General features: G+C 65.9%; 24 protein-coding genes. 16 read left to right on the forward strand and 8 right to left on the reverse strand.

What is annotated here, in order from left to right:
• Positions 1 to 119 precede the first annotated feature (119 nt).
• On the forward strand, positions 120 to 662 hold the full coding sequence (locus SOM28_RS01485; RefSeq protein WP_320466947.1) for a flavin reductase family protein: 543 nt from the start codon (positions 120 to 122) through the stop codon (positions 660 to 662).
• A 2-nt stretch (positions 663 to 664) separates the two neighbouring features.
• Here the strand turns inward: SOM28_RS01485 and SOM28_RS01490 are convergent, their stop codons facing one another.
• Both SOM28_RS01490 and SOM28_RS01495 read right to left on the reverse strand, forming a co-directional pair.
• Positions 665 to 1,132 (reverse strand): hypothetical protein, encoded by a 468-nt coding sequence (locus tag SOM28_RS01490; RefSeq protein WP_320466948.1) that lies wholly within the window; start codon positions 1,130 to 1,132, stop codon positions 665 to 667.
• Between the two features lie 30 nt (positions 1,133 to 1,162).
• Positions 1,163 to 2,002 carry a universal stress protein gene (locus tag SOM28_RS01495; protein WP_320466949.1) on the reverse strand — a complete coding sequence of 280 codons (840 nt, stop codon included), beginning with the start codon at positions 2,000 to 2,002 and terminating at the stop codon, positions 1,163 to 1,165.
• A gap of 731 nt (positions 2,003 to 2,733) precedes the next feature.
• Between SOM28_RS01495 and SOM28_RS01500 the strand changes: the two genes are divergently transcribed.
• On the forward strand, positions 2,734 to 4,059 hold the full coding sequence (locus tag SOM28_RS01500; RefSeq protein WP_320466950.1) for a hypothetical protein: 1,326 nt from the start codon (positions 2,734 to 2,736) through the stop codon (positions 4,057 to 4,059).
• Between the two features lie 17 nt (positions 4,060 to 4,076).
• Positions 4,077 to 4,874 carry an N-acetylmuramidase domain-containing protein gene (locus SOM28_RS01505; RefSeq protein ID WP_320466951.1) on the forward strand — a complete coding sequence of 266 codons (798 nt, stop codon included), beginning with the start codon at positions 4,077 to 4,079 and terminating at the stop codon, positions 4,872 to 4,874.
• On the opposite strand, the gene SOM28_RS01510 is transcribed toward SOM28_RS01505, so the two are convergent.
• Together SOM28_RS01510 and SOM28_RS01515 are read right to left on the reverse strand one after the other, a co-directional pair.
• Entirely contained in the window at positions 4,871 to 5,266 is a 396-nt protein-coding gene (locus SOM28_RS01510; protein ID WP_123069172.1) for an MAPEG family protein, read from the reverse strand. The two genes, SOM28_RS01505 and SOM28_RS01510, sit on opposite strands and share 4 nt — an antisense overlap.
• 98 nt (positions 5,267 to 5,364) lie before the next feature.
• Complete coding sequence (locus tag SOM28_RS01515) at positions 5,365 to 6,582, reverse strand: metal-dependent hydrolase (RefSeq protein ID WP_320466952.1); 1,218 nt, start codon at positions 6,580 to 6,582, stop codon at positions 5,365 to 5,367.
• A gap of 165 nt (positions 6,583 to 6,747) precedes the next feature.
• On the opposite strand from SOM28_RS01515, the gene SOM28_RS01520 reads away from it, so the two are divergent.
• From SOM28_RS01520 to ccoS, 5 genes are all read left to right on the forward strand, one after another.
• Positions 6,748 to 8,310, forward strand: a complete 1,563-nt coding sequence (locus tag SOM28_RS01520; RefSeq protein ID WP_320466953.1) for a methyl-accepting chemotaxis protein — start codon at positions 6,748 to 6,750, stop codon at positions 8,308 to 8,310.
• A gap of 119 nt (positions 8,311 to 8,429) precedes the next feature.
• Complete coding sequence (gene hemN / locus SOM28_RS01525) at positions 8,430 to 9,890, forward strand: oxygen-independent coproporphyrinogen III oxidase (RefSeq protein WP_320466954.1); 1,461 nt, start codon at positions 8,430 to 8,432, stop codon at positions 9,888 to 9,890.
• Between the two features lie 9 nt (positions 9,891 to 9,899).
• On the forward strand, positions 9,900 to 10,673 hold the full coding sequence (locus tag SOM28_RS01530; RefSeq protein ID WP_123069169.1) for a sulfite exporter TauE/SafE family protein: 774 nt from the start codon (positions 9,900 to 9,902) through the stop codon (positions 10,671 to 10,673).
• The gene (locus SOM28_RS01535; protein WP_320466955.1) at positions 10,670 to 13,120 is read left to right on the forward strand and encodes a heavy metal translocating P-type ATPase; all 2,451 of its coding nucleotides are present in this window, start codon (positions 10,670 to 10,672) and stop codon (positions 13,118 to 13,120) included. Before SOM28_RS01530 ends, SOM28_RS01535 begins: the two co-directional genes overlap by 4 nt.
• 3 nt (positions 13,121 to 13,123) lie before the next feature.
• A complete protein-coding gene (ccoS, locus tag SOM28_RS01540; protein ID WP_123069167.1) occupies positions 13,124 to 13,273 on the forward strand; it encodes a cbb3-type cytochrome oxidase assembly protein CcoS in 150 nt (49 codons plus the stop codon).
• A gap of 73 nt (positions 13,274 to 13,346) precedes the next feature.
• Here the strand turns inward: ccoS and SOM28_RS01545 are convergent, their stop codons facing one another.
• Positions 13,347 to 13,712, reverse strand: coding sequence for a TraR/DksA family transcriptional regulator (locus tag SOM28_RS01545; RefSeq protein ID WP_320466956.1), 366 nt, complete (start codon positions 13,710 to 13,712; stop codon positions 13,347 to 13,349).
• Positions 13,713 to 14,000: 288 nt separating this feature from the next.
• On the opposite strand from SOM28_RS01545, the gene ccoN reads away from it, so the two are divergent.
• From ccoN to SOM28_RS01575, 6 genes are read left to right on the forward strand one after another with little or no spacing between them, the layout of a single operon-like run.
• The gene (ccoN, locus tag SOM28_RS01550; protein WP_320466957.1) at positions 14,001 to 15,461 is read left to right on the forward strand and encodes a cytochrome-c oxidase, cbb3-type subunit I; all 1,461 of its coding nucleotides are present in this window, start codon (positions 14,001 to 14,003) and stop codon (positions 15,459 to 15,461) included.
• Positions 15,462 to 15,479: 18 nt separating this feature from the next.
• On the forward strand, positions 15,480 to 16,094 hold the full coding sequence (gene ccoO / locus SOM28_RS01555) for a cytochrome-c oxidase, cbb3-type subunit II (protein WP_320466958.1): 615 nt from the start codon (positions 15,480 to 15,482) through the stop codon (positions 16,092 to 16,094).
• A 1-nt stretch (position 16,095) separates the two neighbouring features.
• Positions 16,096 to 16,266, forward strand: a complete 171-nt coding sequence (locus tag SOM28_RS01560; RefSeq protein ID WP_320466959.1) for a cbb3-type cytochrome oxidase subunit 3 — start codon at positions 16,096 to 16,098, stop codon at positions 16,264 to 16,266.
• A gap of 1 nt (position 16,267) precedes the next feature.
• Complete coding sequence (gene ccoP / locus SOM28_RS01565; RefSeq protein ID WP_320466960.1) at positions 16,268 to 17,224, forward strand: cytochrome-c oxidase, cbb3-type subunit III; 957 nt, start codon at positions 16,268 to 16,270, stop codon at positions 17,222 to 17,224.
• A complete protein-coding gene (gene ccoG / locus SOM28_RS01570; RefSeq protein WP_320466961.1) occupies positions 17,221 to 18,630 on the forward strand; it encodes a cytochrome c oxidase accessory protein CcoG in 1,410 nt (469 codons plus the stop codon). Before ccoP ends, ccoG begins: the two co-directional genes overlap by 4 nt.
• Positions 18,631 to 18,655: 25 nt before the next feature.
• Positions 18,656 to 19,183, forward strand: coding sequence for a FixH family protein (locus tag SOM28_RS01575; protein ID WP_320466962.1), 528 nt, complete (start codon positions 18,656 to 18,658; stop codon positions 19,181 to 19,183).
• Between the two features lie 224 nt (positions 19,184 to 19,407).
• Here SOM28_RS01575 and SOM28_RS01580 read toward each other — a convergent pair whose 3' ends face one another.
• Both SOM28_RS01580 and SOM28_RS01585 read right to left on the reverse strand, forming a co-directional pair.
• On the reverse strand, positions 19,408 to 20,562 hold the full coding sequence (locus SOM28_RS01580; RefSeq protein WP_320466963.1) for a hypothetical protein: 1,155 nt from the start codon (positions 20,560 to 20,562) through the stop codon (positions 19,408 to 19,410).
• Between the two features lie 180 nt (positions 20,563 to 20,742).
• Complete coding sequence (locus tag SOM28_RS01585; protein ID WP_320466964.1) at positions 20,743 to 21,729, reverse strand: arsenic resistance protein; 987 nt, start codon at positions 21,727 to 21,729, stop codon at positions 20,743 to 20,745.
• A gap of 155 nt (positions 21,730 to 21,884) precedes the next feature.
• Between SOM28_RS01585 and SOM28_RS01590 the strand changes: the two genes are divergently transcribed.
• Entirely contained in the window at positions 21,885 to 22,241 is a 357-nt protein-coding gene (locus tag SOM28_RS01590) for a hypothetical protein (protein ID WP_123069158.1), read from the forward strand.
• An 18-nt stretch (positions 22,242 to 22,259) separates the two neighbouring features.
• On the opposite strand, the gene SOM28_RS01595 is transcribed toward SOM28_RS01590, so the two are convergent.
• Positions 22,260 to 22,718: a hypothetical protein gene (locus SOM28_RS01595; protein WP_320466965.1), complete on the reverse strand. Its 459-nt coding sequence runs from the start codon at positions 22,716 to 22,718 to the stop codon at positions 22,260 to 22,262.
• Between the two features lie 185 nt (positions 22,719 to 22,903).
• Here SOM28_RS01595 and SOM28_RS01600 point away from each other — a divergent pair, with 185 nt between their 5' ends.
• Entirely contained in the window at positions 22,904 to 24,733 is a 1,830-nt protein-coding gene (locus SOM28_RS01600) for a DUF885 domain-containing protein (protein ID WP_320466966.1), read from the forward strand.
• Positions 24,734 to 24,828: the final 95 nt, after the last annotated feature.

Consider the following 24,828-nt stretch of genomic DNA (forward strand, 5'->3'; position numbering starts at 1 on the left):
CCGCCGCGTGCGCGCGCCGGCGCTAGAATTTTTCTGCTGTCGCGTGCGGCGCCGGCAAGCGTACGCCGGACGCATCCGGGCAGGGCGATAATATGGCCGGGCTCACGATGGGAGGACGGATGGCACGCAAGCACGACCTGCCGCTGCACGAGGTGCGGCGTTACCTGGAACCGGGGCCGGTGGTATTGGTGACCTCATGCCACGCCGATGAGCGCGACGTCATGGTGATGGGGTGGCACACGGTGATGGAATTCAGTCCGTCGCTGATCGGCTGCGTGATCTCGTCCGCCAACCACAGCCACGGCCTGATCCGCGCCAGCGGCGAGTGCGTGATCAACCTGCCGACGACGCGCCAGCTCGAGGCGGTGCTGGGCGTCGGTTCGACCACCGGCGCCGAGATCGACAAGTTCGCCGCCTTCGGCCTGACGCCGGAGGCCAGCGAGCAGGTGGCGGCGCCGTCGATCCGCGAGTGTCACGCCCAGTTCGAGTGCCGGCTGCACGACGACAGCCTGGTCGGGCGCTACGATTTCTTCATCTGGGAAGTGGTGGCGGCGCGCGTCGCGCCGCGGCCGCGTCATCCCAAGACCCTGCACTACAAGGGCGACGGCACGTTCATGGTGTCGGGCAAGGTAATTCGGCGCAATCGCGCCGGCTTGAAGTAGGCCTACCGCGAGCGCCATCCGGCGTGCCCACCCCGATGCAGCATGATGCGCGGCACCCGCCCACCGGTGCGGCCGGCCGGCGCATGCGGCGCCGTGGCCAGCGCCAGGTCGGTGCTGATCCGGTGCAGCGACAGCAGGTCGAGCAGCGCCGCCACCAGCTGGCGGCCGAGCGTGACGTCGCCATCCTCGACCAGCGGCATGGCGCGGTGCAGTGCGGCCAGGATGGTGGCGTTCTCGGCGCGGTGTTCGTGCAGCCGTTCGTAGTCGAGCGATTCCATGACCAGCTCTTCGTGCCGGAACCCCACCTCGACCGCGGTGACGACGGCGGGGAAGGCGTGCACGAAGCGGTCGTCCGGCGTGCAGCTGCTGTCGGCCGTGTCGGCCAGGCGGGCGCACAGGTGGCGGCGTGCATGGCGGATCGCGGCGCCGATGGCGCCGGCGCTGCCTCCTGGATAGTGGTGAAAAGTCATGGCGGAAATAGTGGCAAGTGGGGTCAGGATTCAATGGGCGATCAGGAGCGGCGCCGGGGCATGGTCGAGCACGTCGCGCGTGACGCCGCCCAGGATCCATTCGCGGTAGCGGCTGTGGCCGAAGGCGCCGGTGACCATCAGCCCGGCGTGGCAGTCGCGCGCCATGTCCATCAGGGCCTCGCCCTCGGTGGCGCGGGTGTGCGCGACGGCGACGTCGACCTTCAGGCCGTGGCGCGCCAGGTAGTGCGCCATGTCGGCGCCCGGTTCGTCGCCGTGCAGGCCCGATTGCCGGTCGGGGTTGACCAGCGCCAGGTGCACGGTGCCGGCCTGGGCCAGCAGGGGCAGGGCGGCGCTGATCGCGCGCTGGGCCGGCATGCTGCCGTCCCAGCCGACCAGCGCGTTGCCGGGGATCGGCTTGCCGTGGTAGGTGTCGGGCACCACCAGCACCGGACGGGCGCCGTGCAGGGCGAGGTATTGGGGCAGGCCCCGTTCGGTCGTGGCGCGGTGGGCGCCGCGCCCATTGTCCTGGCTGACCACGACCAGGTCGGCATAGCGCGCTTGCAGCAGCAGGCCGTCGCGGTCGGCGTCCTCGACCATGCGCGTCTCGGCGCCGTGGATGCCGAGGCGCTCGGCCTGGGCCACGAAATCGTCGAGCACGACCGTGACGGCGTCGCGCAATTCCTGGAATTCGCGGTTGGAGACCGGCATGGCCATCGAGCCGTTGAGCACCGCATAACTGGCCATCGACAGCCCGGTGGCGGCGCTGCCCACCAGGTGGGCGCCGTGCGCGCCGGCGAGCAGCGCGGCCGCGCGCAGGCGGCTCTCCTGGCAGGGGCCGCCGTCGACATGGACGAGTATGGTCTTGAACATGGTGATGACTCCGTTCGAACGCGAGACTGGAACGTGGCGCACGGCGTTTCACTATACGCCGCGCAAGGGAGCATGTCAGGCGCACGGTTGATCGCGATCAAACAGGGGTGAAATATCGCGGCGTCCTGTGCTGGGATGGTTTTGTTGACAAGCAAGAAGTGAAGGATTAGCGTTGACCTCCTCGCCACCTTGCCGGTCCACGCCGATGATCCGTCCGTTTGTCGCCCTCGTCCTCGCCTGCAGAAAAGCGAGGGTCTGCAGAAAAGCGAGGGTCAAAGCGAGGGTCAGGTCTGACTTTCAGACACGAGCTCAGCCTTCAAGCACGTTTATTGTCGAGGCCGTGTCTAAATGTCAGACCTGACCCCGCTGCCGGACCCCGCTGCCGTGTGTTGACCTCCTCGCCACCTTGCCGGTCCACGCCGATGATCCGTCCGTTTGTCGCCCTCGTCCTCGCCTGCAGAAAAGCGAGGGTCAGGTCTGACTTTCAGACACGAGCTCAGCCTTCAAGCACGTTTATTGTCGAGGCCGTGTCTAAATGTCAGACCTGACCCCGCTGCTGTGGACCGCCGATGCCGGACGGATCTACTGGGCGGCGACCGGGCGCGGCATCGGCGTCGGCCAGGTCGGGCCGCACGCGGCGCGCTAGGGCCGCGCGAACCAAATCGGGTTCGGGCGATCCTAAGAAGCAAGGTCGGCCCGCGGAGATCATCATGCACAGAGGAAACTGGAGCGTGACTTTTTCCGTCCTGCTCCTGCTGCTGTGCCTGGTCACGGCCATCGCCTACCTCGTCGAGCCCCATCTCGTCGCGCTGGCTACCGGCACCGCCGATGGCGCCGCGCTGCGCGAATCTCCTGCGCCGCACGCCTATAAGCTCCTGCTGCTGGTCACCATTGCCTGCGCCGCTGGCTGGTTCATCCACGCCTTCACCGGCGATCCGCTGGCGCGGCGCCGTGAGCAGGTCAAGTTCGCCTACTTCTTCGTGATCGCTTCCTTCGCGGTCCTGATGATTCCGCCTTTTGTGAAGAGCCAGGCGCTCGGGAGCGAGCCGATCGGCATCGTGTCGGGTTGCGTCGCGGATGCGGACGCCGCGGCCCAGCTGCGCTGCGATCCTGATGGGCGGCCCGTCCCCAGGACTGGCGCGCAGGTGGAGGAGGGCCGCCCGGCCGCCGCCGCGAGCGCAGCCGACACCGAGCCAGCTCCCCGGCCCGCCCATAACCAGTGGCTCGTCAACATCGGTGGCGCCCTGCGTGCCCAGTCCGAACTGCCATGCACGTCGAGCTCGCTCGAGGCATGCCTGCTCGGCTCCCCGGGCAATCGGGTCGACATCACGGGCGGCGTGGTGGTGCCGTTGCCCTTCGTGATCGTGGCCTTGTTCGGCGGGGCCGTCAGCCTGTCGCGGCGCGTGCCCGAGATCCAGAAGTGGTCCGAACGGGGGTTCGTGGGAACCGCGGCCGAACCGGCGATCGATGCGCGCCAGGGGCGCGAGGAACTGGTGTTCCAGATCATGCAGTTTGCATCCGCCCCGCTGATCGCGATCACGGCCTACCAGGTGCTCGATCCCGCGAGCCAGGCCGGCGCCGTGGCGCTCGCCTTCCTGGCCGGCTTTGGCTCGGAAACCATCCTGCTGATGATCCGCGGCGTCGCCAACGGCCTGCACCCGCGGGCCACGCTGCCGGGCCGTCCGGCCGCGGCCCCGGCCGGGCTTGACAGCCAGGGTGGCGCAGTGCCGGTGGCAACGTGGGGGCCGGGAACCAGCGATGCCGGCCTCCAGCCCCTGCGCCTGGGCGTTCGGCCCGGAGAGGATACGTCCGCCGAGCCGGTCCACATCCGCCTGTGCGTCGACGACGACCTGGAAGAAGGATCGGCGGCCCTGAGCGTGGACGGCATCCGGGTGGGCGTTCCGGGGGACGGCTGCGTGGAGCTTGCGCTGGCGCCGGGACGGCCGTACCGGGTCGAGGCGCACGGCCGGCGCGCCGGCCGCGAGGTCCACGGTGGGCAGACGCTGGTGGTGGACGCCGACGATGAGGCCCGCCCCCTGCAACTGGTTCTGGCCTAGTGTCCTGGGAGACGATGATGACGGCTTTTCAAGGCGGTGCGGCGCCGCTGTCGAACGCCGGGTTCGAACGGGCGAAGCAGTCGCTCGAGGCCGATGCCGAGTCGCTCTGGGCCTTGATCGCGGTGGAGACCAGCGGCTTTGGCTTCCTGCCCGACCGGCGGCCCAAGATCCTGTTCGAACGCCATGTGTTCCACCGCCGCACCGGCGGCAGGCACGATGCGCATGCCGAGATCAGTGCAACGACGGTGGGCGGCCACCTCGGCGGCGGCGCCGAATATGCACGCCTGGAGCGGGCGATGCGACCGGACCGCCAGGCCGCGTTCGACAGCGCCTCGTGGGGACTCGGGCAGGTCATGGGCTACCACGCGACCCGTCTCGGTTACCCGAGCACCGAGGAGATGGTGGCGCGCTTTTGCGAGGGAGAGGACGAACAGCTGGCGGCCGCGCAGCGCTTCATCAGCGCCAATCCTCCCTTGCGCCAGGCGTTCGCGCAAAAGAAATGGACCCGCGTGGCCTTTTTCTATAACGGCGCGGCCTATGCCAGGCATGGCTACGACCGCAGGCTCGCCCACTTCCACGACCTGTATGAGCTCAAGGGGACGCCGAGCATCACGGTGCGCATGGCGCAAGCCTGGCTGACCTATCTCGGCTACCGGCCGCGCGGCATCGACGGCATCCTGGGGCAGGGCACCGAGATGGCGGTGATCGACTTCCAGAAGGCGCAGGGACTGCCGGTCACGGCCGAGCCGGACGACGCCACGCTGGAACAGCTGCGCCTGGCCGTCGCCAACGGCGGCGCTGTCCCGCCAGGCTAGGCCGTCAGCAGCGCAAACAGGATCAGCACCAGGCCGGCCACCGACACCAGCCACACCAGCGTGCGCAGTACCGGGATGCCGGCCGCGTACAGCGGCACGTAGACGATGCGCGCCAGCAGGTAGAGCCAGCAACCCCACAAGGTCAAGGCGCCGTGCGTGCCCGAGACATGGGCGATCAGCACCGCCGCCGCGAACAGCGGCAGGGTCTCGAACAGATTGGCCTGCGCCCGCTGCAGGCGCGCCGTTACCGGGCGCGGCGGCGGCGCGGCGTCATCGCGCGCGCTCATATTGTATTGCGCGCCCGTCTCCTGGGTACGCAGGGTGGAGGGCAGCAGGATCTGCACCAGGGCCAGCACCAGGGTCCAGGCCAGCAGGGCAAGTTCGGTAGTCATCAATCCTCCTGTTCGGTCTTGGGACGGTTGCGTTCGATCATACGTTACCGGGCGTGAAATTCGGCTCTGCTTTAGGATCTACTTTTGACGCACGCCGTTCATCGCCCATCCAGCAGATCCTGGCGCGGCCGTTCCCATTGCGGCACCGGCGCCGGGCAGGGCAGGGCCGCCATCTCCACATACGGCAGGGTCGAGAAATTATCGACTCCAGGCGCGCTGAAGCGGATATCGGTGGCCTTGCCGTCGATCAGCGAGGGCACGCGCGCGAAGCGCAGCCAGCCGTCAAAATGGCAGTTGTCCTGCTGTAGTGCGCGCAGCCCAGCCAAGCTGCCGTCTTCCTTGTATTTCCATGACAGCGTTCTCTGCGCGGAGCCAGGCTCGCCGCCGAAGCGCGCCGGGCAGGCGGCGACGTCGCTCACGCCTGGCGCCAGGCTCAGGGCGCCGATACGCACCGCATAGCTGCCGGCGGCGCCGTTGTCGGTGATGGCCGCAAACGACCAGCACAGGGGATTGGAAGGGAAGGCCGACAGCGGCATGTCGAGGATGCGGCTGCCTGGTTCGAGCTGGGCTAGCGCCGACCGGATCTGCTCGCGCGCCAGGTGACCGGCCACGCCCTGCACCGCGATGAAGCCCAGGCAGGCCACGATCGCGGTGACCAGGCCGGCCGACCCGCCACGGCGCGCCATCACGGCCACTACACAAGCCACGATCAGCAGCCCGGCCAGCGAGCCCCATTGAAGGAAGCCCAGATAGGTAAACGCCACAGGTGCGGCCAGGATAAGGGCCGCAAACAGCCAGCGCAGCACCCGGTTCGGCACGAGCAAGGCCAGCGCGATCCCGAGCGCGGTCCAGAACACCGGCTCGATGATGAACACCATGTCGCCATACAGCCAGCGCGAATCGAGCGGGTGGAAGGGGTGCACGCCATACACGTTGAGGAAGTCGAGCGACAGGTGCAGCACCATGCCGACGGCGGCAGTGGCCAGCACCGCACGCCGCGCCGGGCGGTCATCACCCATCAGCCGCCGCGCGCCCGGCCACAGCAGCCATAACAGGCCGAGCAGCAGTGCGATCTGGGGCAGGGCATACAGGAGCGTATGCGTATGGCCGCGGTGGTGCAGCAGATAGCCGAGCGGCGGCGCCAGCAAGGGCGTCAGCACCAGGTCCAGGTCGGGGAAATTGCTGGCCAGCGCGCCAGTGGCGAGCAGAACACGGCGGCGCGTGCGCGCTTTATCGGGATCGGGATGGGCGGGCAGGGCGCGGTTGGCGAGTTCGCCCAGCGCCAGGCCCACGAGGGAGTGAGTGAGATTGTCCATCCCACAAGTTTACCGTGAAAGCAAGACATTGAAGCAAATCAAGATTCTCTTGGTTACATAGCATGGTGGACCATCGCATTTTTGATGCAGGTCATATTTTTCGCATTTGCTCGTCGTTAGAATGCAATAAACTATATTTCTCAAAAGCAATAAGGAGCGAGCACAGTGCGCAATAACCAGCCAGTTACCGGGATCGAATACGTGATGCAAGCGGGACAGTCGATCGTCTCGAAGACCGATACCAAGGGCCGCATCACCTACGTCAACCCGAGCTTTGTCGACGTCAGCGGTTTCAGCGAGGGCGAGCTGCTGGGCAAGGCCCACAATATGGTGCGCCACCCCGACATGCCGCCCGAAGCCTTCGCCGACCTGTGGGCGACCCTTCAGGCGGGCGAACCCTGGACCGGCCTGGTCAAGAACCGCCGCAAGAACGGCGACTTCTACTGGGTGGTGGCGAACGTGGTGCCGATCCAGGAGCGCGGCCGCGTGACCGGCTATATGTCGGTGCGCACCGCGCCCACACGCCAGCAGATCGAGCAGGCCGACCGGCTGTACCGCCAGATCCGCGCCGGGAATGCGGACGGCCTGGGCATCGTGCGCGGCCAGGTGGTGCGCACCGGCTGGCGCCGGCGCCTGAACGTCCTGGCCGCCGTGCGCGAGCTGCCGCTGCGCCAGCGCGTGGGCTGGATGATGGGCGGGCAGGCCTTGTTGCTGGCCGCGCTCGGCGCCGCCGCCGATGGCCTGGGCTGGCGCGTGCTGGCCGGCGCCGGCGTGCTGGCCTCGCTGGCGGTCTGGTATGAACTCAACCGCAGCATCGCGCGGCCCCTGCAGGATGCCGTCGCGACGGTCTATGCGCTGGCCGGCGGCGACCTGGCGCGTCCCGTTCCGGCGCCTGGCGGCGGGGAGATCGGCCGCCTGCAGCTGGCGCTGCGCCAGCTGAACATCAACCTCACCGCCATCATGGGCGACGTGCGCGACAACGTCAGCTCGATCGAACTGGCCACCCGCGCGATCGCCGCCGGCAACGCCGACCTGGCCAGCCGTACCGAAGCCCAGGCCGCGAGCCTGGAGCAGACCGCGAGCAGCCTGGGAAATATCGCGCGCGCCGCCGGCCGCAATACCGACAGTGCGGTGCAGGCCGACGGCATGGTGCTGGCCGCCACCACGGTGGCTGGCCAGGGCGGCCAGGCGGTCGAGCGCGTCGGCCAGACCATGGACCGGATCAGCGGTTCGGCCAACCGCATCGGCGACATCATCGGCCTGATCGACGGCATCGCCTTCCAGACCAATCTGCTGGCGCTGAACGCGGCGGTGGAGGCGGCCAGGGCCGGCGAGCAGGGGCGCGGCTTCGCCGTCGTGGCCGGCGAGGTGCGCAGCCTGGCCCAGCGTACCGCCGGTGCCGCCAAGGAGATCAAGGGACTGATCGAGGTCTCCAGCGGCCACGTGGGCGAGGGGACCGAACTGGTCGGCCAGGCCGGCCAGACCATGCGCGCGGTGGTCGACCAGGTGGCCGAGGCGGCTGCCATCATGAGCGCGATCACCGCCGCCAGCCGCGAACAGGCCCAGGACATCCTCGGCGTGAATGCGGCCATGAACGAGCTGGACGCGATCACGCGGCAGAACGCCGCCCAGGTCGAGGAATCGGCCGTGTCGTCGGGCAGCGTGGCCGATGAAGCGGCGCGCCTGTCGCTGGCCTTGTCGGTATTCAAGTTCCAGCACCGCGGCTAGGTCAACTCTTCCATATTTGATGCATGTCAAGGATTCGCGTGAAGTAGATCAATAAACTAGCAGCTAATCGTGCCACTTTGCATTTCCGCAAAGTGGCCAGCAGCTGGAGTACCTCAGTCATGTTCGCAGAAGTGCAAGCGGCGTCCCCCGCGCCGGTCCCCACCCAGGTCCCATCCCAACCCGCCATCGAGCTCCACCCGGTCGTCGAATTCGATGGCGACCTGCTGGCGCGGCTCGGCAAGTCCGGCCCCCGTTATACGTCCTACCCGACGGCCGACCGCTTCAGCCCCGACTTCGGCTACCGCGACTACCTGCATGCGGTGGCCAGCGTGCGCACCCGCGGCAAGCGTCCTCTATCGCTGTACCTGCACATCCCGTTCTGCGAAAGCGTCTGCTATTACTGCGCCTGCAACAAGATCGTCACCAAGCGCCGCGACAAGGCGGCGACTTACCTGTCCTACCTGAAGCGCGAGGTCGAGATGCAGGGCCTGCTGTTCGCCGGCATGAACGAGGTCGAGCAGCTGCACTTCGGCGGCGGCACCCCCACTTACCTGTCGGACGAGCAGATGGGCGAGCTGATGACGCACCTGCGGCGCTGCTTCAGCTTCGCGCCCGACGAGCGCGGTGAATATTCGATCGAGGTCGACCCGCGCACCGTCTCGACCGAACGGGTGCACAGCCTGCGGCGCCAGGGTTTCAACCGGATCAGCCTGGGCGTACAGGATTTCGATCCCGACGTGCAGACGGCGGTCAACCGGGTCCAGCCCGAGGCCGAGACGGTGGCCATCATCGACGCCGCGCGCGACGCGGGTTTCCGTTCGGTGAGCATCGACCTGATCTACGGCCTGCCGAAGCAGACGCTGGACAGCATGACGCAAACCCTGGACAAGGTGATCAAGGCCAGCCCGGACCGCATCTCGGTCTATCACTATGCCCACATGCCGCACCTGTTCAAGCCGCAGCGGCGCATCCTGGATGCGGACATGCCGGACAGCGACACCAAGCTCAAGATGCTCCAGCTGTGCATCGAGCGCCTCGGCGCGGCCGGCTATGTGTACATCGGCATGGACCATTTCGCCAAGCCCGACGACGACCTGGCCGTGGCCCAGCGCCAGGGTCGCCTGCACCGCAACTTCCAGGGCTACTCGACCCATGCCGACGCCGACCTGGTGGCCTGCGGGGTGTCGAGCATCGGCGCGGTGGGCGCCACCTACAGCCAGAACGTCAAGACGCTCGACGAGTACTACGACCTGATCGACCAGAACGAGTTGCCGGTGCAGCGCGGCATCCGCCTGTCGATGGACGACGCCCTGCGCCGCGCGATCATCCAGAAGCTCATGTGCCAATTCGAGCTGTCGATCCCGGCCATCGAGCAGGCTTTCCCGATCGCGTTCGACCAGCACTTCGCCGCCGAGCTGGGGCTGCTCCTCAAGATGCAGGACGACGGCCTGGTGCAGGTGGGGCCGGAGTGGCTGACCGTCACGATGAAGGGCCGCCTGTTGATCCGCAACGTGTGCATGGTGTTCGACCGCTACCTCGCCCGGCCGGGCGAGGGGCCGCGCCACTCGCAAACCGTCTAGGGGCGATCCATGAGCGGCGTCAGCCTGTTTCCGGTGTTTCTCGTCGGCCTGGCCGGCAGCGTGCATTGCGTCGGCATGTGCGGCGGGATCGTCGGCGCACTGTCGCTGCCGCGCCCCCGCCAGCCTACCCCGGCCTTGCGGGAACCGGCTTTCCCGGTGCCGGTGCGGAGCAGCACCGCGAGCGCGTCGCTTACCTGGATCGGCGCCTATAACGCCGGGCGCATCGCCAGCTATATGACGGCTGGCGCACTGGCCGGGGGATTGGCCGGCAGTGCCGCATCGCTGGCCTCATTGCCGGCCCTGCAGGCGGGCTTCTACTGGGCCGCGAACCTGATGCTGGTGGCGCTGGGGCTGTTCCTGATGGACGCCTGGCGCGGCCTGGCCCGCGTCGAGCAGGCCGGCCAGGCCTTGTGGCGCCATCTCGCTCCGCTGCTGCGGAGGGTGAACGGCGCCAGGGCGGGCGGCGGGCGCATGTTCGCGCTCGGCGCACTGTGGGGCTGGCTGCCGTGCGGGATGGTGTACAGCGTGCTGGTGACGGCCATGCTGAGCGGCTCGGCGCTGGGAGGCGCCGGCGTGATGCTGGCGTTCGGCCTGGGCACGCTGCCGATGCTCGCCGCGCTTGGCCTGGCGGGCGGCCGCCTGCGCACCTTGATGGCGCGGCGGACGGTGCGCCTGTGCTGCGCTCTGGCGATCCTGGTCTTCGGCATCCTCGGCCTCGCGCGCGCCGCCGGTGGTCTGCCGGCGGGCTGGATGCATGAGCTGTGCCTTGGGAGTCCGGCATGAGCGCCGTTCTCAAAGAAGCGGTGCGCGACGCGGCCGGCGTGACCGCCGCGCACACGAGATCTGCCGGGTGCTTCCACTGCGGCCTGCCGGTGCCGCACGACAGCGCCTGGCACGCCACGATCGCCGGCAATATGGAGCGCATGTGCTGTCCCGGTTGCGCGGCGGCGGCCCAGGCCATCGTCGACGGCGGCCTTGCCGACTACTACGCGACCCGCACCGCCTACGCCGCCCAGGCCGACCTCGAGGCGGCCAATGCGCCCGAGCTCGACCTGGTCGACGACGGCGATTTCGATGGCTCGGCCAGCTTTACGGTGGAGGGCATCCGCTGCGCCGCCTGCGTGTGGCTGATCGAGCGCCGCCTGCAAGGCCTGCCCGGGGTGCTCGACGTCAGCCTGAACGTGGCCACCGAGCGCCTGTTCGTGCGCTGGGATCCGTCCGGCTGCCGCCCGAGCAGCATTTTGCGCACCCTGCGGGCGATCGGCTACACCGCCTACCCTTACGATGCGCGGCGCCACGGCGAGCAGCTCGAGCGCGCGCGCAAGAAGCTGTTCCGCCAGCTGTTCGTGGCCGGCCTGTCGATGATGCAGGTAATGATGTATGCGGTGCCCGTGTACATGGCCGACGAGGGCACGATGGACGCCGCGATGACGGCGCTGATGCACTGGGCTTCGTTCTTCCTGACCCTGCCGGCGGTGCTGTACTCGGCCCGGCCGTTCTTCAGCGGCGCCTGGCGCGACCTGCGGCGCGGCATGCCGGGCATGGACGTGCCGGTCGCCCTCGGGATCGGCGCCGCCTTCGCCGGCAGCCTGCATGCGCTGGTATCCGGGCAGGGCGATGTGTACTTCGATTCGGTGACCATGTTCGTGTTCCTGCTGCTGGGCAGCCGCTACCTCGAACTGGGTGCGCGCCGCAAGGCGGCCGGCGCGCTCGAGCGCCTGCAGCAGGGCCTGCCGCCGTCGGCGCTGCGCCTGCGTGGCGACCCGCAGTTGCGTGATACCGAGCTGGTAACGGCTGGCAGCCTGCGGGTGGACGACCTGGTGCTGGTGCGCGCCGGCCAGGCGGCGCCGGCCGACGGCATGATCGTCGAAGGCGACACCGACGTCGACCTGGCGCTCCTGACCGGCGAGAGCCGCACCCAGCGCCGCGGCGTGGGCGACCTGGTGCCGGGCGGCGCGCTCAATGCTGCCGGCGCCATCGTGCTGCGCGTGACCTCGACCGCCCACGACAGCACGCTGGCGATGCTGGTGCGGCTGGTCGAGCGCGCGGGACAGGGTAAGCCAGCGCTGGCCCTGTGGGCCGACCGGGTGGCGGCCTGGTTCGTGTTCGGCCTGCTGGTGCTGACCGTGCTGGCCTATTTCGCGTGGCTGCAGGTCGACCCGCACCGGGCCTGGCAGGTGGCGATCGCGGTGCTGGTGGTGTCGTGTCCGTGCGCGCTGTCGCTGGCCACGCCGACCGCGCTGGCCGCCGCCACCGACCGCCTGTTGCGGCGCGGCGTGCTGTCGGTGCAGCCGCACACGCTGGAAACCTTCGACCGCGCTACTCACGTGGTGTTCGACAAGACCGGCACGCTCACCCATGGCCGCCCGGTGCTGCGCCAGACCCTGTCGGTAGGCAGCCTGGCCGGCTTCGACTGCCTGCGTATCGCCGCCGCGCTGGAGGCCGACAATCCGCATCCGCTGGCGCTGGGGATCCGCGAAGCAGTCATCGGATCGCCGGGCGAATCGGCGCGCGCCGAACGCACGCAGTTCACGGTCGGGCAGGGCGTCGAGGGCTGGGTGGACGGGCGTTACTACCGCCTGGGGCGCGCTGCCTGGGTCGCCGGCGTGGCCGGCGGCGTGGCGCGCGCGGCGGCGCCGGTGGGCACCACCTCGGTATGGCTCGGCAACAGCGAAGGCTGGCTGGCGCGCTTCGACCTGGCCGACGGCCTGCGGGCCGATGCCGCGGACGTGGTGCGCCGCATCCGCGACAGCGGCAAGACCGTGATCCTGCTCAGCGGCGACGAGCAGCATGCGGCGCAGGCCGTGGCGGCCCGCCTGGGCATCTCGACCGCCATCGGCGGCAAGCTGCCGCAGGAAAAGCTGGCCTATGTGCGGCGCCTGCAGCAGGAAGGCGCGATCGTGGCGATGGTCGGCGACGGCATCAACGACGCAGCGGTGCTGCGCGGGGCCGACGTCTCGTTCGCGATGGGCCGCGGGGCCGAGCTGGCGCAGCTGCATGCCGATGGGGTGCTGATGGGCGATAGCCTGGCGCCGCTGGCCGACACGCTAGACACGGCGCGCCGCACCCTGGCCGTGATCCGCCAGAACCTGACCTGGGCCACGGTCTACAACGTGGCGGCGATTCCGGCGGCGGCGACGGGCCTGCTGAATCCCTGGCTGGCGGGGATCGGCATGGCGGCCAGTTCGGCCGTAGTCGTGCTCAATGCGCTGCGCTTGCGAAAGGACTAGACGATGGAAGCCTTGTATTTGCTGGTGCCGCTCAGCGTGGTGGTGGTGGGGGTGGCCTTGTGGGTGTTCTTCGGGGCGGCAGAGAGCGGGCAGTTCGACGATCTGGAGGGGCCGGCGTATCGCGTGTTGCAGGATGACGATCGCGGCGCATGATACATGCGTGATCGCGGAGCGGGCCGGGTTGAACGCGTGGACGGCAAAGCCGTCCACCCTACGAGCCGGTAGATCACATGGACGGACCGCGTCCGGTATGGGTTTCCTTCTCGATGCGGTCCTGGCATTCGATGCAGGTGCGCACCGTCGGCGTGGCCAGCAGGCGCGCATCGGGGATCTCGCGGCCGCACGACTCGCAGATGCCGGCGCCGCCGGCTTCGAGCTTGCCGAGGGCGACGTCGATTTCGTGCAGCGTGTTGGCATCGTGTTCGGCCAGGTGGACTTCGTCGTGGCCGATCATCTCGGCGGTATTGCGGTCATCGCCCTGCGCTTCATGCGCGAGCGGGCCGATCGATGGGGCATCGCCCTCGTCGGCCGTGGTGCGCGCACGGACGGCGCCGAGCAGGTCTTCACGCGCCGCGTTCAGGCGCTTGGACATTTCTTCGTGAACGGATCGGGAAAGAGGCGGCATAGCGATTCCTTATTGGTTAGTGAGGAAAAGCCCCCCGGAACTCGGTGGGCCGTCTAGTTTTGGACTTGACTCGTCTCAAAACGATGCCCGTGGAATCGTGGAAGAAAGCGTCGCAGCTCAGGCACAACAGGGCTGCAACAGGCGTTCCTCATACTCTATCCATCAAGGAACATTTTGATACACATCAAGGATTTTTAAGGTTCCTAAAAGCACACTCCTGACTGTCACTCAATCGTGTCATTTCAGGAGAGTATCTTGGACAGCAGTCTAAACTATAACTACAAGATCGTGCGCCAGTTTGCCATTGCGACCGTGGTATGGGGCGTGATCGGCATGGCGGCAGGGGTGTTCATCGCGGCCCAGCTGGCCTGGCCCGCGCTTAACTTCGATATCCCATGGCTCAGCTACGGACGCTTGCGTCCGCTGCACACCAACGCGGTCATTTTCGCCTTCGGCATCTGCGGCCTGTTCGCCACCTCGTACTACGTGGTGCAGCGTACCTGCCAGGTCCGCCTGTTCTCGGACAAGCTGGCCGCGTTCACCTTTTGGGGCTGGCAGGCGGTGCTGCTGTGCGCCGCGGTCACGCTGCCGATGGGCTTCACCCGCGGCAAGGAGTACGCCGAACTCGAATGGCCGATCTCGATCCTGATCGCCATCGTCTGGGTCGCCTACGCCGTGGTGTTCTTCGGCACCATCGTCAAGCGCAAAGTCAAGCACATCTACGTCGCCAACTGGTTCTTCGGCGCCTTCATCCTGGCGGTCGCCATCCTGCACATCGTCAACGGCATGACCTCGCCGGCCTCGCTGATGAAATCGTACTCGGTGTACTCGGGCGTACAGGACGCCATGATCCAGTGGTGGTATGGCCATAACGCGGTCGGCTTCATCCTCACCGCCGGCTACCTGGGCATGGTCTATTACTTCATTCCGAAGCAGGCCGAGCGTCCGGTGTATTCGTACCGCCTGTCGATCGTGCACTTCTGGGCCCTGATCTTCACCTATATGTGGGCCGGTCCGCACCACCTGCATTACACCGCGTTGCCCGACTGGACGCAATCGCTGGGCATGGTGTTCTCGATCATCCTGCTGGCGCCATCCTGGGGCGGCATGATCAACGGGATCATGACCCTGTCGGGCGCCTGGCACAAGCTGCGTTCCGACCCGCTGCTCAAATTCATGATCGTCTCGCTGTCGTTCTATGGCATGGCCACCTTCGAGGGCCCGATGATGTCGATCAAGACCATCAACGCGCTGTCGCACTACACCGACTGGACCGTCGCCCACGTCCATGCCGGCGCCCTGGGCTGGGTCGGCTTCATCACCATGGGTTCGATCTACTACATCATCCCGCGCGTCGCCGGCAAGAAGCAGATGCACAGCGTGGCGATGGTTGAAACCCACTTCTGGGTGGCGACCATCGGCGTCGTGCTCTACATCGCCTCGATGTGGATCGCCGGCGTGATGCAGGGCCTGATGTGGCGCGCGGTGAATGCCGACGGCACCCTGACCTATACCTTCGCCGAGAGCGTCAAGGCGACGTATCCCTACTACGTGATCCGCGTCACCGGCGGCGCGCTGTACCTCTGCGGCATGGTGCTGATGGCCTGGAATACCTGGATGACGATGCGCGGCACCAAGAGCGTCGACGTCCCGATCCCGGTCGGGCCGAAGAATCCGCGCGGCGTGAACGAAGCCGAGCACGTCGTCCCAGCCTAAAGAAACCAGGAGTTTGCAATGAAATTCACCCATGAGTGGATCGAAAAGAATGTGTGGCTGCTGATCGGCCTCGTCCTGCTGGTCATCTCCTTCGGCGGCCTGGTCGAGATCGTGCCGCTGTTCTTCCAGAAGTCGACCACTGAACCGGTCGCCGGCCTCAAACCCTATTCGCCGCTGCGCCTGGCAGGCCGCGACGTCTATATCCGCGAAGGCTGCTACGGCTGCCACTCGCAGATGATCCGGCCGTTCCGCGCCGAGACCGAGCGCTATGGCCACTATTCGGTGGCCGGCGAATCGGTCTACGAGCACCCGTTCCAGTGGGGCTCCAAGCGCACCGGTCCCGACCTGGCGCGCGTCGGTGGCCGCTACAGCGACGAATGGCACCGCACTCACCTCGACAATCCGCGCGACGTGGTGCCGGAGTCGAATATGCCGGGCTACCCGTGGCTGGCTAGAACGAAGCTGATCCCGGGCGAGATCATGCCGAAGATGCGCGCGCTCAAGCGCGTCGGCGTGCCCTACACCGACGAAGAGATTGCGGAAGCACCGAAAGACCTGGTCGACAAGACCGAGCAGGACGCGCTGGTCGCCTACCTGCAGGGGCTGGGCACCCAGATCAAGACGAGGAACTGATATGGCACTTCAACAAATATTCGACGACGCCAGCAGCGTCATGACCGTCATCAGCTTCGCGACCTTCATGGGCATCGTGGGCTGGACCTACCTGCTGCACAAGGGCAGCGATTTCGACGCGGCGGCGCGGCTGCCGTTCGCCGACGGCACCATTGAAGACGGAGAGAATTGACATGGCCGACTTCTTCAACGATTTCTGGCATTACTACGTCGCGGTAATCACGATCCTGTCGATCGCCGGCTGCGGCATCCTGCTCTGGTCGCAGTCCAAGTTCAAGGTCAAGCTCGATGCCGACGGCAAGCCGCAGCAGACCACCGGCCACGTGTGGGACGAAGACCTCACGGAACTGAACACGCCGATGCCGCGCTGGTGGATCATCCTGTTCTGGCTGTCGATCCTGTTCGCCGCCGGCTACCTGGTGATGTATCCGGGCCTGGGGGCCTGGCGCGGCACCCTGGGCTGGAACCAGGTGAGCGAGTACCAGGCCGAGCTGAAACAGGCGAAGGCCGAATACGGTCCGCTGTTCGAGCAGTACAAGAAGCTCGACCTCAAAGCGGTGGCGGCCGACCCGCAGGCCCACGCGATCGGCGAGCGCCTGTTCCTGACCTACTGCTCGCAATGCCACGGCTCGGACGCGCGCGGCAGCAAGGGCTTCCCGAACCTGCTTGATGACGACTGGCTGCACGGCGGCGAGCCGGACGTCATCAAGACCACCATCATGAACGGCCGCACCGGCATGATGCCGCCGATGGGCGCGGCGGTGGGCTCGGACAAGGACGTCGAGAGCGTGGCCCACTACGTGCGCTCGCTGTCGGGCCTGTCGGCCGATCCGATCAAGGTCGCCTTCGGCAAGCCGAAGTTCGCCACCTGCGTGGCCTGCCACGGCGCCGAGGGCAAGGGCAATACGATGCTGGGCGCACCGAACCTGGCCGACAAGACCTGGCTCTACGGCGGCAGCGTCGAGACCGTGATGGAGACGATCCGCAAGGGCCGCACCAACACCATGCCGGCTTTTGGCGACTTCCTGGGTGAAGAGAAGGTCCACGTGCTGGCGGCCTATGTATGGAGCCTGTCGAATCCGACCGCGCCGGCACCCGCCAATGTGACGAAAGCGACGGCAGCAAAATGACAGACCCTGCTGGAGCGCCGCGCGAAGCGGTCGTCCGCATGTACGCCGCGCGGGAAGACATCTTCCCGCGCGAGATCAAGGGACGCTATGCGACGCTGCGCTGGGCCTGCGTCTGGCTGACGCAGATCCTGTTCTATGGCCTGCCATGGCTGAACATGAACGACCGCCAGGCCGTCCTGTTCGACCTGGCCAGCCGCAAGTTCTATCTGTTCGGCATGGTGTTCTGGCCGCAGGACTTCATCTACCTGGCGGCGCTGCTGATCGTGTGCGCCTATGGCCTGTTCCTGGTGACGGCGGTGGCGGGCCGCGTGTGGTGCGGCTTCGCCTGCCCGCAGACGGTCTACACCGAAATCTTCCTCTGGATCGAACGCAAGATCGAAGGCTCGCGCAGCAGCCAGATACGGCTCGCACGCCAGCCGTGGAATGCCGAGAAGATCGCCAAGCGCGGCGCCAAGCACCTGTCGTGGGGCGCGGTCGCGCTGTGGACCGGCTTTACCTTCGTCGGCTACTTCGCCCCGATCCGCTCGCTGGGCGGCGAGATCGCCGCCTTCGGCTTGGGGCCGTGGGAAACCTTCTGGATCCTGTTCTATGCCTTCGCCACCTACGGCAACGCCGGCTGGCTGCGCGAGCAGGTCTGCAAGTATATGTGCCCGTATGCGCGCTTCCAAAGCGCGATGTTCGACAAGGACACGCTGATCGTCACGTACGACGTCGAGCGCGGCGAGCCGCATAACGGCCGGCGCAAGGGCGAAGCCCAGGCGCTCGCCGGCAAGAGCGGCGACTGCATCGACTGCAGCCTGTGCGTGCAGGTGTGCCCGACCGGGATCGACATCCGCAAGGGGCTGCAGTATGAATGCATCGGCTGCGCCGCCTGCGTCGATGCCTGCAATATCGTGATGGACAAGGTGCAGCGACCGCGCGGTCTGATCCGCTATGCGACCGAGAACGGACTGGCCCAGAAGCTCGGCGCGCTCGAGATCCGGCGTCGCATGCTGCGCCCGCGCGTGCTGGTCTACAGCGCGGTGCTGGCGATGCTGGTGGCGGCGATGGGCACGTCGCTGGCGCTGCGCAACCCGCTCAAGCTGGACGTGATCCGCGACCGCGGCTCGATGGGGCGCGAAGTCGAGGATGGCCGCATCGAGAATGTGTACCGGCTGCAGGTGATGAACACCAGCGAGGCGCCGCAGACGCTGCAGGTGAGCGTGAGCGGCATTCCCTCGGCCACGGTGGTGGACGACGGCGCGATCGCAATGGACGGCGCCAGCACGCGTGCGGTGCCGGTGCGGGTGCGCATCGACCAGGGCGCCGGCAAGCCAGGATCAAACAAGATCGAATTCACGGTGCGCTCGCTGACCGATCCGGACCTGTTCGTGACCGAAGGCGCGGCCTTCATCGTTCCGAAGTGAGGCTGATATGAGCAAGGAGAAGGATATGCAAGCGACCAATCCCAACTTCCCGCAAGACGCCGCGGCGCCCTGGTACAAGCACCGCTGGCCGTGGTTCCTGATGATCGGCCCGGTGGCCGTGATGATCGGCACCGGCGTCTCGGCCTGGCTCGGCGCGCAGCAGCCCGATGCGATGGTGGTGGCCGACTACTACAAGCAGGGCAAGGCCATCAACCAGGACCTGCGGCGCGACCGCATCGCCACCGAGCTGGCGCTGAACTTCGAGGCCAGCCACGATGCGCAGGCGGGCCGCCTGAACGGACGCCTGGTCAGCGGCGGCCAACCGGTGGTGGCGCCATTCCACATCCGGCTGGCGCATCCGACCTTGCCGGAGCGCGACCTGGAACTGGAGGCGCTGCCCGACGCCCAGGGCCGCTTCTCGGCCGCGCTGCCGATCCTCGAGCCGACCCACTGGCAGGTGGTGGTGGAAGGCGCGGCGCGCGACTGGCGGCTGGCGCGCAGCTGGAGTCCGGCGAAGCAGGGGCGCCTCATGATTGAGGCGGATTCCCAATAGTAGCACCTGATAAAATTATCGGGAGGTCGTGGCTGAGCTGATAACGGCAGGAGAGTTGCAGATATTCGTGCAAGTATATAATGCGGATCCAGTCGTCTTAGTGAGGTGGAATTGGCTGAATTTCAGCAGGCGCTGCTGGGTAATTGGGCAGGTCTCGTCACTGTTTGGGTGGTCGACAATCGTGGATTGCGTGGCGCTATTCGATATTTGGGAATATGCTACTGTCAATTCGTATTTTTTTCTCCGATGAATTTGAGATAATCGACCATGCCAAATGGCCGTAACGGCGCTAATTCTACCTTTAGTTTATCTCTGAGATTGCTGATACTTTGCAGTCGAATAAAATCGTCCTCTCGGAATGAGATGTTTGTAATCGCCGATTCGATTGAGCTTGATTTTAAAGTCTCGATGCATTGTGTGTGAATTGCGTGCGCAAAAGCATCGTCAAGATACTTTGGTAGTATATGGAACACCGGTTGGAGTGGCGCCTTGGGTAGCCAAGCGATGTAATTGATGAAGCTGCTGAAGAAGCATGCTTGACGAATTGCCGGTACAAGGTATTTGCGGCTCGCGTTGTCCGAAAATTCTTGTAATAGGATGAATTGGACAAGAGAGCTCATCACGGCGTCTCGCATTAGGTTTTTCTGCTCCTCTTCGCTTGGCGTGGCGGTAATGTGTATCAGATCTAATATGGATTTATTTTGCAGAATAGTTCCAGCTGCAGTTGATCCTGCGCTAAGATCAGCATCAGACTCTATTGCGCATCGCTCATCGTCGCTTAATTTTCGACGAACATTAAGGTCACAATGACCATGGCAAACGTGGGAAAATTCATGGCCAAATAAAAGTAATATGCCTATCAGCGTGAGCCGGTCTGCACTATTGCGGGATAGTGTACTCGATGGATTGGTTTCAAACAGTTTGCCGTGTATCGATGATGAATAAATTGAGGAGGGTTTGTTTATCGTAACCCCATCATGCAGGATAGCACTAATTTCGTTACACAAAGATGCGGTTCTTACAATTGCCCCGATTGATAACTCGATGCGATAAGGAGAGCCTTTGTATGCGAATGCACAGTAGTTGGCAAGCGAGACTACGCTCACTTCGATGCTGTCGACGCGTGGAGGCGGCCCGAAAAAATCGGCTACTCGCTGCAAGAACCTCTTTTTCATATGAAATCCATGCATGAAAGTGCTCATGGTTTCCAGCAGTTCTTTCACAAGGGCTATAGAACGGTTGGCTTCTGCTATCTGCGTGGAGGTCTTTAATTCGAGTCTGTCAAAAACATCGTCATGTACGATCGATGCGCTATGCAGAGCGTTCAGCCATTTGGTGTCACGTGGGGCACCATCGATTAGGACTCTATCTTTTTTCAATGGCTTCTCCTGTCGGGATGAAAACTAAACTTGCGACATCGGTATCGATGAATCAGCAATATTGGCGTACTTTTTTTCTTTGGCGTGACTCAGTATCCATACATATTGTGCGAATAGAGCGGCACTTCCTTAAATTGTCAACGGCGATGGCGTGACAGGCGGCGATGTCAGCAGACAGATCTAGTGACGAACTTCGTCGGCATCCTTGTCTTTCACATCACCCAACTGTGGAAGTATCCGAACATACACCAGCTCCGCGACCAGTTCGACCAACGTCTGCGTGACGATGATCGCCGGCAGCAGCGGTACCGCGCCCGGAACGGCCAGCGCCAGCGGCAGCACCACCAGCGAGTTGCGGGTGGCGCCGCTGAAGGCGACGGCCCGCCCTGCGGGCGGCGCCAGGCGGAACAGGCGCGCCACCAGCCAGCCGGCGATTGGGGCCAGCAGGGCGAAGGCGATATAGACCGGCGCCACCTGCAGCGCCGCATCGCGCGCCTGGCCGAGCTGCGGCAGCACCGACGCCACCACGATGAACAGCACCAGGGCCGTGGCCGACACCGGCAGCAGGCCAAGCACGGTTGATGCACGCGCGCCGGCAGGGCTGCGGCTGGCCCAGAGCTGCAGCGCGACCGCCAATAGCAGCGGCACGGCGATCAGCCACACGAAGGCGTCGATGAAGGGACCCGGCTGGACCAGACCGGCCGCACTGTCTCCGAGCAGGATGCGCAGGTAGACCGGCAGCATCAGCATCTGCACGACCAGCAGGACGGGCGTCGCCGCCAGCAGCAGACGCGCATCGGCGCGGCCGAGGTGGGAAAACGTCACTACGTAGTCGATGCAGGGGGCCAGCAGCACCAGCAAGACGCCCAGGCGAATCAGCGGATCGCCTGGCACGAATGGCAGCAGGCCGGCGACCAGGAGTGGAATCACGGCGAAGTTGGTCACCAGGAGCGCGCCCAGGAAGCGCGTGTGCGTAAAGGCGCGTCCCAGTTCGGCCAGCGGCACCTGCAGGAAGGTCACGAACAGCATGAAGGCCAGGGCGGGGTTGACCGCGAACTCCAGCGCAGTGGTCCCCGGCAGCGTGAGCGCCGCCAGCGCGGCCAGCGCCACGGTCGCGAAATAGATGCCGATCTGATTGTTTTCCAGTTTGTCCCTGAGGTGCTGCATGCGGTGTCGTCGCTTTCTTCGTGGAGGAGGGCTGGCCCTTGCAAACCCGCCAGGCGGGATTATACGGAGCGCGGTCCGACCCCGAGGCGGTCGTGAGGTAAGATGCCGTCCAATGCGATTCAGCGGGAGAGGAAGTGCGGTACCGGAACTTGTTGTTGTACTGGCTGACGATCGGCGTACTCGGGATGCTGGCGTTTCGCGTGCCCTTCATCGGCTTTGCGCTTGGCATCGGCGCGCTGCTGTACTTCGTCTACGCGATTCCCTACTGGCTGCTGTTCGTGGTGTTCTTCCACCAGCGTCCATACAGCCGCATGGTGTTCGGCATGACGCGCCGCACCTTTGCCATCAGGCTGGCGATCGGCGCCGCGGTGGTGTGCGTCGGCAGCCTGCTGCTGGGGTGGATGGTGCTGGCCTGCCTTGGCGCGGCCGTGCTGTATTACTGCGGCGAGACCGAGCTCAAGGACAGGATGCTCTCCGAGGCGCGCGCGTACGTCGATCACCCGTCAGGCTGACGTCGGCCCGCTATTGCATTAGTCCTTGGGCAGATTGACGCCAATCGTGCCATCGGTCGGCAACGGCGTCCACGCCGGTGACCCGGTCATTTTTTGCAGGGCGGCCGCAAACGCCGCCTTTTGCACCCCGATTGGAACGACGCTCTCAGTCGACGCATGGATCCATGCCTCGTCTTCGAGCCGGAATTCCACCCGCGTGAGTTCGCGCTTGCGTGCGTGCTCGATATCGACCTGGATGCGCTGCGGCTCCACGCGGGCCATGGCCAGGCGCTGGCCGACCAAGCTCGGGTCGACCAGACAGGTACGGGAAAGCGTGTCGAAGCGGCCCGCAATGTCTCCGTGCCGTGCCTGCAGCAGCGTTTGCACGTCGGCGGGCAGGGAGGTCACCGCGAAGACGTGGTGCGATTCGCCATTGGGCGTGGACGCTCCCGCGGACAGGGAAAGCGTGACGCAGGCGAGCAGGAAAGGAAAGCGCATCGGCAAGCCTCCAGGTTTGCAATGGTTCAAGTGTAGCAAGTGGCGATCGCCGCGTCTGTATTTTGCGGCGCCGTACGTACGCCGCCCGACAACACCGGCGTTGTCGATCTGTTTACTTCCATGTTAGATTCCTTGGCGGCATTGCTACCCGCCGCAGATAATCAACCACAAGGAAGACACCCAAGATGCCATCGACCTGCCAGCGCAGCCTGCGCGCCACCATTGCCGCCCTGTTCATCCCCGCCATGCTCGCCGGCGCGTCGCTGCCAGCCCTGGCTGCGCCAGCCGCCACCCAGGCCGCCGCAGTCGCCCCCTATAAAGCCTTCGACGCCTGGAGCGACAAGTTTGCCGAGGATTGGGTGCGCTTGAGCCCGCAGCTGGCGACCTCGACCCAGTACTTCAGCGGCGCCGAGCAGGCCAGGCTGGACCGCGAACTGACCCCGCTGACCTCGGCACACCGCCAGAAGTCGGTCGCCATGGCGCGCGAAGGCATCAAGCGCCTCGACGGCTTCAAGTCGCAACCGCTGAACGAGACCCAGAAGATCTCGGCGGCGGTGATGCGCTGGTCGCTGCAGAACGTGATCGCCAATGAGCCATTCGAAGACCATTCATTCGTATTCTCGCAGTTCAGCGGTCCGCAGATCGGCCTGGTCAACTTCATGACCAACACCCACCCGATGCGCAATGCCGCCGACGTCGACAGCTACCTGGCCCGCCTGGACCAGGTGGCGGTGCGTCTCGATGAAGCGCTGGCGCGCGCCAAGGGCGCAGCAAGCAAGCAGATGATCCCGCCGCGCTTCATCCTCGAGCGCGCCCAGTTCCAGGTCGATCACTTCCTCAAGCCGGCCGCGGCCGAGAACGTGCTGGTGACCACGCTGGCCCAGCGCACCGCGGAGATCAAGGACCTGTCGCCGGAGGCGCGCACGGCCGCCATCGCGCGCGCGACCGGCATCGTCGAGCAGAAGATCCGTCCTTCCTACACCCGCGTGCAGGCCTTCATGGCCGAGATCCATCCGAAAACGGGCGACGTGGCCGGCATCTCGCGCCTGCCGAACGGCGCGGCCGCCTACAAGCGCGCGATCGAGAACTTCACCAGCACCCAGCTGACCGCCGACGAGATCCACACCATCGGCCTGCGCGAAGTGGCGCGCATCGAAGCCGAGATGGACAAGCACCTGCGCTCGCTGGGCCTGACCGAAGGGAATATCGAAACCCGCATGAAGCAGCTCGACGCGCGCTTCCAGCCGAAGGGCGAGGGCGATCCGCGCCCGGCGATCATCGCCAGCTACAACGAGATGGTGCGCGACGCCGAACGTCGCAGCGCCTCGCTGTTCAACCTCAAGCCACGCGCGCCGGTCGACGTGCGCCGCGTGCCGCCGTTGACCGAGCCGTCGGCCGCCGCCCACTACACCCTGCCGGCGCCGGACGGCAGCCGTCCGGGCATCTTCTGGGTGCCGCTGCGCGGCCCGACCTTCGACATGATCCGCATGCGCAGCCTGGCCTACCATGAGGCCGTGCCGGGCCACCACTTCCAGCTCGCGATTCAGCAGGAGATGACCGGCCTGCCGAAGTTCCGCAGCCAGCGCATCTTCAGCGGCGGCAGCGCGCACTCCGAAGGCTGGGCGCTGTACACCGAGCGCCTGGCGGTGGAGCAGGGCTGGTACAAGGACGACGTCCCGGGCCTCCTGGGCGCCCTGGGTTCGGAACTGTTCCGCGCCCGCCGCCTGGTGGTCGACACCGGCCTGCACACCAAGGGCTGGACCCGCCAGCAGGCGATCGACTACGGTATCGGCGCGCAGGAAACCGAGCGCTACGTCGTGTGGCCGGGCCAGGCCAATGCCTACATGATCGGCATGCTGCGCATCCTGGAACTGCGCGAGAAAGCACAGAAGGAACTGGGCGACAAATACTCGCTGCCCGCCTTCCATGACCTGGTGCTGGGCGCCGGCTCGGTGCCGCTCGACGTACTGGGCGAGCTGGTCGATAACTGGATCGCGCAGCAAAAGAAGAGCTGATGTCGGCATGGCATGCGGCGAGGCGCCGCATGCCGCATGATTGAACAGCGTCCCCGCCATGAGCGGGGACGTTTGCTTTCTGCTACTGGCAAAGG

Origin of the sequence: Massilia sp. CFBP9026, assembly GCF_034045165.1 — a bacterium.
Classification (GTDB): domain Bacteria; phylum Pseudomonadota; class Gammaproteobacteria; order Burkholderiales; family Burkholderiaceae_D; genus Telluria; species Telluria arenae.